Genomic DNA, 9528 nt, shown 5'->3' with positions numbered 1-9528 from the left:
GCGGACGAACCACGCTCATCTCTCCCGCTACCAACCGGAGTTCATGCCCACCCATCCCGGACCAACGCAACATGTTCGGAAAGCGGATGGTGTCTGAGCTCAACTTCGACAAAGCGGAATTCGTACCCGTTCACGTTGACGAGGTTGTGCGCGACACCGGCAGACCGCGCGTAGGAAACGTCTGCGTGCATCTCTACGTCGCGTTCCCCCGCTGGATCCTCCACACGCACCGTGCCAGTGACCAAGGGAACCACCACATAGCGCGAGAACCCGGAGGGACTCCTGGTCCGGATGTGGCTCTTCCCGTACCTGACGTGGGCGGCCATCGCGGTCATCACCTTCGTGCTCGGCTACATGCTCACCGACGACAGTGAGGGCGGTGGACGGATCCAGGTGCTGCTGTCGGTGCTGGTTGCCGTGCTGGTTGTGGCGGTCTCACTGGTCCGGAGCGGTATCGGCCGAAATGCCAACGATGAAGTCGTCAGCCGCTGGTAGATGCCGGCGTTTCGTTCAGTGGAGCCCCGGAGACTGCGGCGTCCGTATTCGGAGACCACCATAGGAAGAACCGGAGCCCCCCACAGGAAGAAAGTGATGGCATGTCCGCCTTCAGACGGCGCAAAGGCAACTCTCCTCGCCTGGCCCCCGAACTCGACGACGTGGTCCTGGGCCAGGTCCGGCGGCGCCTTGACATCAGCTGGGCCCGCGGCGAACTCGACACCACGGTCATCGCACTGATGGAGAAGGTGATCGTGGACGCAGGGCAGGACTGGGACCGTAAGGCGCACCGCCTCGGAGTGCTCGCCGAGGCAGCCGGGCGGGCACTGCCACAGATCTGGCTGCGTCAGGCCCCGCAGGACCCGGGAGCACTCCTGCTGCACGCCTGGTCGGAGGTGACGCACGCGCGGGCACAGGCAACGCACGTGGACCTGAGCAGCATCCGGGAGGCCTGCTTGCGCGCGGCCGAGCTGATACCCGCCGACCCCACCCCCTGGACCGTGCTCCTGGCCGCGATGAGATGTGAGCAGGAACCTTACGGCGAGGTGGGGCCGGTCTGGCGGGAGATCAAGGCCCGGGATCCATGGAATCGGGAAGCGCATCTTCAGGCCTTGGGCTATCTGTCACCGGACGAGTGTGGCTCCACCGGGCAGGTGCTGGACCTCCTCGACGGCATCCGTTCCGTGATGCCGGCCGGGGCTCCCACGGCCGGTTTGGAAGTCACCGCGTTCGTCCACGCCTACCAACGCGCCGTTTCCGCCGGCGGCATGGCGGCGCTGAACGCCGGGGACTACTGGAGACGACCTGATGCGTCCGCGGCACTGAGCCGAGCGGCGCGTGACTGGCCGCTCCCTGGATTCCTCGGCCACGCGGCGGCACTGGCGGATCTCAACGTGCTGGCCTACGCGTTGGTCAAGGCCGCCCTGATGGACGAGGCCGTGGTCGTGCTGCGCGCCACGGCAGGCATGGCGACGCCTTGGCCATGGAATGCGGAAGGAGACCCCTTGGAACGTTTTTCGTACTGGCACGGCGCGATCTCACGCGCCCGGCCCTCGACCAGCCGACGATGACCGCGCGGCTACCAGGCCTACCTTTGTCACTCACAACGGGCCGGAGGCTGTTGCGCGTGAAAGCGAAGTCAACTGTTCAACTGATGGGCCGTCCGTCATCACGGATCATTTCGGGATGTGCGCGTTCAACGGCCAAGGGGAGGCCCCTTCTTCTCAGTACCCGGCTCCAACGCCCCACAGCAGCGGGTCCACAGTAGGGGCCGTGCGGCGCCGGTGACCGTCCTGGACAGTACGTCCCAGGCAGTCGGCGGGGGGTGTCCGAGCAGGTCAACTGAGGCTGCTGTGGCGGCGAACCGGTCCCCGTTTGCAGGCCGGACCGGGGCGGTGCCGTCGCATAGACTCGGGTGACCAGCGTGGCGGGTGGGGGAGGCACGGGTGGACGATCGTGAAGCCGGTGATCCCAGAGTCAGGTTTGCGGCGGCGCTGACCCGGCTGCGTCGGCGGCTGCCAGACGTGTCGGACGAGACCCTGGCCCGGCGGGCCAGCGCGGTGGAGCTGCCGTCAGGGCGCCGGGTCGCCGTCAACGCCCGCAGGCTCGGCGAATGGGCCAGCGGTCAGTCGGTACCGCGCAGGTTCGAAGCCGTCATGGCGTTGGTACAGGCCGTCGAGAGGGCGGCTGGAGGCGCGTCCGCCGATCAGCCCACGGTGGCGCACTGGCAGCGGCTGTGGCGTGCCGCGCGGGATTACCGGAGCAGCCCCGACCCCGACCCTGGCCGGCAGCCGCAGCCGCAGCCGCAGCCGCAGATCGTGATCGGCCGTCCGCCGAGTGATGCCGCCGCACTGCGGCGACGTGACGGGTTGGCCGAGAGCATCGACGCGGGCATGCGAGACGCATCCGTCCGGCAGATCTTGCTCACGGGCGCGGGCGGCGTCGGCAAGTCTCAGCTGGCCTCGGCGGCGTTCCACCGCGCCAAGCAGCGGGCCGAGGTCCTGCTCTGGGTGCCCGCGGGCGACCGCCTCTCGGTTCTGGGCAGTTACGCCCGCGCATGGCGGGCGCTGTCCGGGGCGCGCATCGCGGGGGAAGTCCCCGCGCCCGGCACCGACCCTGGCGGGGACGACGAGACCCAGGCCGACCTGTTCCTGGCCTGGCTGAGATCAACCGCCACTTCCTGGCTCGTGGTCCTCGATGACATCGACGACCCTGGCGAAGTGGCCGGGCTCTGGCCGGCCGGTGACGCAGGCCGGACCGTCCTGACCACCCGTCGGCGGGACGCCACGCTGCTGCGCCCGGGGGTCCGGGTGATTGCCGTCGGCGTGTTCACCGCCGACGAGGCCATCGCTTACCTGGCCGACCGGCTGCTGCTCGACCTGGGCCCGGCCGCCGGGCACCACGGGCCCCCGGCGCACCGGCGCGAGGATCTGGCGACCCTTGCGGCAGCCCTCGGCCATTTTCCACTCGCCCTTTCCCAGGCGGCCGCCTTCCTCATCGACACCGGCATGAACCTGCCCGCGTACTTGAGCCTTCTGGCAGACCGGCGGGAGAGCGTCGCCGGTCTGCTCCCGTCCTCCTCCCCCGCGGACGAGCACGGCGGCACGGTGACGAGCACCCTGCAACTAGCCCTCGGGCGGGCGGAGTCGCTGGCACCACCCGGGACCGCCCGTGCCATGCTCGAACTGATCTCGATGTTCGCGCCCGACGGCATTCCCGAAGCGGTACTGCTCGGTCCGGCGGGGCGCGCCTGGCTCGGCGGCGACCCCGTCCCGCAACGGGGCGCCCTGCTGGCGTTGCGGGCATTGCACCGGTTGAGTCTGGTCACCCACCATGGGCCTACCGGCTCGGCGGTCGTCGAGGTGCATGCCCTCGTCCAGCGCGCGATCCGCGACGGTGTACCGGCCGACCGCCGTGAACGGCTCGCCACGGCCGCGGCCGACGCGCTGGAGGAGGTGTGGTCCGCGCCGGACTGCGAACCGGGGATGGAGACCGCCCTTTACCGCAGCGCCGAGGTGCTGCTGGCGAATGCCGGGGGTCACCTCTGGCACGGCGGTGGCCTGCATCCCCTGCTCCGCCGGTTCGGGCCGCATCTGACCGCTCTGGGCCGTCCTGCCGCGGCCCGGGACATGGCCCGGAGCCTGGCCGACCAGGCGCGGTGGCAGCTGGGTGATGGCCACCGGGACATTCTGACGCTGCGTTCGCAGGCGGCCCAGGCCGGGGGCGATCTCGGGGACACCACGGAGGCCGTGCGGTCGCTGGCGGAGATCAGGCGCGAGGCGGAGGACAGCCTCGGCTGCGCGGACCCGGACACGCTGTCCATCCGGCTGCACGAGGCGCGCTTCCGGATGGAGTCGGGCCTCATCGACGCCGCGCTGGCCGACTTCGTCACCCTGGCCGCTGAGGCGCGGGCGACGCTCGGCGCCGGTGACCCGCTGGTGACCGCCGCCGACGAATACGTCGCGCTGTGCCGCGGACTCTCCGGGGATGCCCGCGGCGCGCGCGACGGGTACGCCTCGATCGCCCGGGAACTGGAGCGGGACCTCGGGCCCCGGCATCCGGCGACGTTGAAGGTTCTCACCGACCTCAGCCGGTGGATCGGGGAGACGGGTGACGTGCGGCTGGCTGTGACCACCTATCAGCAGGCGGTGGACGGCTTGGCCTCCGTCGTCGGCCGGCTGCGCCCAGAGACGCTCGTCGCCCGGCACAACCTCGCCTACTGGCACGGAATGGCCGGCGACCTCGATCTGGCGATCGAGCAGTTCGTCACAGCGGCCGACGACGCCGAACTCGCGCTGGGCGCCGAGCACCCCACCACCCTGACCTACCAGGTCAACCTGGCCTTCTGGCAGGGCGTCGCCGGAGACACCACCGCCGCGCTGGGCCGCCTGGAGCGGCTCCGGCGGACCTTGGAACGGGTCCTCGGCGCCGACCACCCGCGCACCCTGCGGACCCGGCAGCAGCAGGCCGAACTCCTGCACCGCCGCGGTGACCACGCCACCGCCGCGGAGCGGCTCACCACCCTGCTGGCCGACATGATCCGGGTCCAGGGCGCCAACCATCCGCGTACCCGGGAGGCCGGCCAACTGCTGACGCGGTGGTTGCGGGAACGAACCGCCGCGGTCTCGCAGGACCTCAACGCGACGGAGAAGGCGCCGTGGGCTGCCGCCGACGGACAGTCCTGACCATCGCGCCCCCCGCCACGGCCGCGACTGTGCCGACGATCGCCACCGTGATGTTGAGACGCTCGCGGTCCTCGACGCTCCGAAGGCGCTCCCTCGCCCGCGCCTCGCTCTCGGGCGAGAGCTGGAGGTCATAGAGGTAGTGCTCGGCCAGCCGCCGCTCGTCCTTGTTCACATACGTCAGCAGGCTCAGCACGGCGAACGCCACGCCCACCACGATCATGAGTACGCCCACTATGGACATGGTCCTGCGCATGATGCCTCCTGATGGCGGCGGTCGGCATGTTGCCGCTGCTGTGCCTTGAGGCTGCCGAACCTAGAGCCGGGGCCCGTTCGCTGTCCCTCGCCGAACCCGCCGGCACCTACATCGGACCAGGCCAGGAGCGGGATCGCGGCCCCCGCTCCGGCCCGGTGCGGGAGGACCGGGTGCCCCCGGCCGGCGCCTGGCTGCTGAAGCGTGTTGCCGAAAGCTGGGTGCGGGCAGGTTCGGGCGGGCCGTCGGCTGTGCCAGGTCATACGGCGAGAGCCAGTTGTGCATGTGGGCTACGGCCCTCCTGGTGATCGTCCCGCCGGTGGACAAGTCAACAGGGGCTGGACAGGCGAACGGTAGTGCGGAGTCAGGGACATCGGGGATGATGTGCGATCTCGACAGCGGCAGCCCGTGAGGCCGTTGGGGCGTGGGGACGTGGCAGGGGGTTGTCGGGTGGAACCGTTCGAGGCACTGGAGGCAGGGGATCCGGAGCAGGTGGGGCGGTACCGGATCGTGGCCCGGCTGGGCGCGGGTGGGATGGGCCGGGTGTACCTGGGGCGCTCGCCCGGCGGACGGTTCGTGGCGGTGAAGGTCGTACGCCCGGAGCTGGCCGAGGACGGTGGCTTCCGGCGCCGGTTCGCCCGGGAGGTGGCCGCCGCCCGCCGGGTGAACGGGGCGTTCACCGCGGGTGTGGTCGACGCCGATCCGGACGGATCACCGGCATGGCTGGCGACGGTGTACGTGCCGGGGGTCCCGCTGGGTGATGCCGTGGCAGCGCACGGACCGTGGCCGCAGGCGGCGGTGTTCGCCCTCGGGGCGGGGCTGGCCGAGGCCCTGGAGGCCATCCACGCGGCCGACGTGGTCCACCGGGACCTCAAACCGTCGAACATCCTGCTCGCCGCGGACGGACCGCGAGTCATCGATTTCGGGATCTCGGTGGCGGGCGAGGCCAGCGCGCTCACCCGCACCGGCACGGTCGTGGGCACGCCGGGGTTCATGTCCCCCGAGCAGCTGACCGGCAAGCCGGTCGGACCGGCGAGCGACGTCTTCTCCCTGGGCGCGGTACTGGCCTTCACCGCGACCGGGGCCGGGCCGTTCGGGACCGGCTCGGGGCACGCCCTCAGTTTCCGCGTCGTGTACGAGGAACCCGACCTGCACCGACTCCCGCCGGACCTGCGGACCCTGGTGGGCCGCTGCCTGGCCAAGGAGCCCGGACAGAGGCCCACGGTGACCACGCTGCTGCACCGGTTGGCCGACACCTCCGGCGGCCTGCCGGCGGTCACCCGGACAGCCACCGAGCCCGGCTGGCTCCCCGAGCCGGTCGCCACGACACTGCACTCGCGCACCGCCGCCGCGCCGCCGCCCCCGGCTCCGCCACCCGTATCGCCCGAGACGTCCGAGCCTTCGCCCACAGCGCCGGTGCCGGCGCAACCCGGTGCCGCCCCGCCGGAGCGCCCGGCACCGGCCCGGTCGGGGGAACAGCGCGACGTCGACCTCCCGCCGACCGCGGCGCGGCTCCCGTCCTGGCCGCCCGCGAACGCTGGGGCACGCCTGGCCGGTATCACCCGCAGACGGACCCTGCTCGGCCTCGGCGGCGCCACCGCGGCAGGACTCGGCTTCGTCGGCTGGAAGATCCGCGGCAGCGGTTCCGCCGCCCCCGGCGAGCAGCGGTGGCTGTTCCGCGCCGGGGGCTCCGTGTCCTCGGCGCCGGCGGTGGCGGGCGGCGTGGTGTACGTCGGCAGCAACGACCACAACCTGTACGCGCTGGACGCCACGACCGGCGAGCAGCGGTGGAAGTTCCGCACCAACGAAAGAGTGGGCTCGCCACCGGCCGTGGCGGGCCGTGTGGTGTTCGCCGGCAGCGACGACGGCAACCTGTACGCGGTGGACGCCGCGACCGGCGTGCGGCGGTGGACGTTTCCCACGGGCGGCACCGTGCTCTCGTCGCCGGCCGTGGCGGGCGGTGTGGTGTATATCGGCAGCGTCGACAAAAGCCTGTACGCGGTGGACGCCGCGACCGGCGAACGGCGGTGGAAGTTCCGCACGGGCAACGTCGTGGACTCGTCGGCGGCCGTGGCGGACGGTGTGGTGCTCGCCGGTTGCAGGGACGGCAACCTGTACGCGGTGGACGCCGCCTCCGGCGAGCAGCGGTGGAAGTTCCGCACGGGCGGCGCCGTGCTCTCGTCGCCGGCCGTGGCGGGCGGTGTGGTGTTCGTCGGGAGCCAGGACGGCAACCTGTACGCGGTGGATGCCGCGACCGGCAAACGGCGGTGGAAGTTCCCCACCCAGCACTTTGTGTCCTCGTCGCCGGCCGTGGTCGACGGGGTGGTGTATGTCGGCGGCTGGGACCGCAACCTCTATGCGGTGGACGCCGCCTCCGGCGAGCAGCGGTGGAAGTTCCGCACGGGCGGCGCCGTGGCCTCGTCGCCGGCCGTGGCGGGCGGTGTGGTGTTCGTCGGCAGCGAGGACGGCAACCTGTACGCGGTGGACGCCGCGAGCGGCGAGAAGCGGTGGAGCTTCCACACCGCCAAATCCTTGTACAAGGACCCTGCAGTGGCCGACGGGATGGTGTACGTAACTGGTGGCGCCGCCGGCGTCTTGTATGCGGTGACGCTGTAGGGGCCGGGACCGTGTGGCCGACGCGCGACGGCATCGTCGACCGGCGTCTGCGTGTGCGGGACCTCGCGTGAGTGACCTGTGGAAGTCCGACAACTGCTGTGCGTAGGCGTTGAGGTGCAGCGTAGGTGGCCCGGGGTGGCCAAGGGGTGGCCGGACGCCTTTGGACGGTGCGGCACGAGGTACTGGCGCCCTGCACGGCGCAGGTGGTCCGATCAGGCACAACGGCATCCCGCAGCATCAGTCGTCACGAGGCGGCGTGATCCCTCGTGCCCTCGTCATGCTTAGGTCTCGGGTTCGAATCCCGGAGGCGGCTCTGTGAGAGCCAGGACTCACTCGCCGTGACCTGGGGCTTTTGCTCTTTTCGGTGTTCGGTGGGTGAGCGGACCGGCCGGTGAAGGTCGGGCCGCGGACCTGGGGTTTCTTGCTCCTGCTGTCCGGCGATCTTCGGGTGCGCCGCTTTGCCGGGGTCGGCGGGTGGGTACGGCAGTTCACCCGCGCGTGCCGTGCCCCGGACTGGGTGTCGGCGAGGCGGCTCAGTCCGCGGGGCGGGCGCGAGGGCGCGGAACGAGGGCCGTCCGGCAGTGGGGCATCGCCGCGATACCGCCTCGGGTGGGCGGTCGGTGAGAGGCTTGACGCCCGTCCGTGCGGCCGCGCGGACCCTACTGCCTGAGGTCGATCATGCGGACCGGCTGCCCCGTCGTGCGAGCAATGGTTTCGAAGTCGCGGTCGAAGTGGAGCAGGGTGAGGCCTGCTTCTTCCGCGGCGGCGGCCACCAGGAGATCGACGGGGCCCGCACCGCGGTGTTCCCCTTTGGTGGTCAGTTGTTCCTGGACGATGCGGGAGCGGCGGTAGATGCCGTCAGGCATGGGGCACCACGCGTAGTGGGCGTGGAGTGCAGCCTTCAGTCGCGCGCGGTCCGCGGCTGAGCGGGCGGAGTAGAGGACCTCGAGTTCCGTGATGTCGCAGATCGCGACGAGGCCGGCGCCGATCCTGTCGTCCCACTCAGTCGTGGTCTGGCGGAGCAGGACGCGGGCGAGGGCGGAGGTGTCGATGAGGTAGTCGGCGACGGTCACGGCCGGTACTGGTTCTTGTTCAGGAGAATGTCGATGTCCAGAGCTCCGTCGGTCACCAGTTGCCGGGCGTCTTCGAGTGCGCGCAGGCGCCGGTAGCGGGCGGTGACCTCGCGCAGGGCGGTGTTGATGGTGTCGCGCTTGGTGGTGGTGCCGAGTTCCTTGGCGGCTTCTTCCAGTGCCTCGTCGTCGAGGTCGATCACGGTGCGGCTCAAGATGGCCTCCTCATGCACACTGTGGCGTATATCAATATACATGATCGATTGTATATTGATGAGCTCGCGCACACGGCGGTGCCGGCGCCAGGGTGCATGCCCAGCTCGCCCGGGCCGAGCACCGTGGCCGCGCCGCAGGCGACGCCGACAAGGAACTTGTTGTCCGGCATGACGTACTCCTGGACGTGTGCCTTCAAGGGTCCCGGATCAGTGTCGTGGATCCGGCTCCCCGCCTTGCTCGCGGTGTCGTCCGCCGATCTGCAGGTCGCGTACGGCACAGGCTTCAGCCTCCGGTGCCCCGCTGTCGTTTTTGCGGCGGACCTGGTCGCCGTACTGCCCCGCTCCCCGAATCGACCGCCCCAGCCACACGGTTGGCCACACTGGAACTCGGCCAGGCCGCGCGTAGACGTTTGACCTGTGACCACTGCATAGAGGCTCAGCCTCAGCACCCGGGGGAGAGCCTCCGCGCGTTGGAAAGGGAATCCGCTGCGCATGGTTTCGAGACCCTCTCCTCAGCTGGGGAAAGCGTCCGTGAACCGGGTGAGCGTGCCCATCCGGGACGCGTTCTGGACGCAGGTTGGACACAAGGATCGGAAAAGACTGAGACACCATCCGCTTTCCGAACATGTTGCGTTGGTCCGGGATGGGTGGGCATGAACTCCGGTTGGTAGCGGGAGAGATGAGCGTGGTTCGTCCGC

6 protein-coding genes and 1 pseudogene are annotated in these 9528 nt (G+C 70.7%); 4 read left to right on the top strand and 3 right to left on the bottom strand.

The window, feature by feature from the left end:
- Positions 1-261: 261 nt before the first annotated feature.
- From ACZ5XS_RS45385 to ACZ5XS_RS45375, 3 genes and pseudogenes are all read left to right on the top strand, one after another.
- A pseudogene (locus ACZ5XS_RS45385) lies at positions 262-495 on the top strand (amino acid transporter); the annotation flags it as partial.
- Between the two features lie 101 nt (positions 496-596).
- Entirely contained in the window at positions 597-1565 is a 969-nt protein-coding gene (locus tag ACZ5XS_RS45380) for a hypothetical protein (protein ID WP_468661582.1), read from the top strand.
- 375 nt (positions 1566-1940) lie between these two features.
- Positions 1941-4679, top strand: a complete 2739-nt coding sequence (locus ACZ5XS_RS45375; RefSeq protein WP_468661581.1) for a DUF7779 domain-containing protein — start codon at positions 1941-1943, stop codon at positions 4677-4679.
- Here the strand turns inward: ACZ5XS_RS45375 and ACZ5XS_RS45370 are convergent.
- A complete protein-coding gene (locus tag ACZ5XS_RS45370) occupies positions 4630-4932 on the bottom strand; it encodes a hypothetical protein (protein WP_327729830.1) in 303 nt (100 codons plus the stop codon). The genes ACZ5XS_RS45375 and ACZ5XS_RS45370 overlap by 50 nt on opposite strands.
- Positions 4933-5379: 447 nt before the next feature.
- Here ACZ5XS_RS45370 and ACZ5XS_RS45365 point away from each other — a divergent pair, with 447 nt between their 5' ends.
- Positions 5380-7545, top strand: coding sequence for an outer membrane protein assembly factor BamB family protein (locus tag ACZ5XS_RS45365; protein WP_468661580.1), 2166 nt, complete (start codon positions 5380-5382; stop codon positions 7543-7545).
- Between the two features lie 659 nt (positions 7546-8204).
- Here ACZ5XS_RS45365 and ACZ5XS_RS45360 read toward each other — a convergent pair.
- Together ACZ5XS_RS45360 and ACZ5XS_RS45355 are read right to left on the bottom strand one after the other, a co-directional pair.
- Complete coding sequence (locus tag ACZ5XS_RS45360) at positions 8205-8618, bottom strand: PIN domain-containing protein (protein WP_468661579.1); 414 nt, start codon at positions 8616-8618, stop codon at positions 8205-8207.
- A complete protein-coding gene (locus ACZ5XS_RS45355) occupies positions 8615-8830 on the bottom strand; it encodes a type II toxin-antitoxin system VapB family antitoxin (protein WP_031047790.1) in 216 nt (71 codons plus the stop codon). The genes ACZ5XS_RS45360 and ACZ5XS_RS45355 overlap by 4 nt, the downstream gene beginning before the upstream one ends.
- Between the last annotated feature and the right edge of the window lie 698 nt (positions 8831-9528).

It is taken from the genome of Streptomyces sp. NPDC033131, from assembly GCF_055578365.1.
The sequence above is the reverse complement of the archived record's forward strand: the minus strand, read 5'-3'. Positions and strand labels throughout refer to the sequence as shown.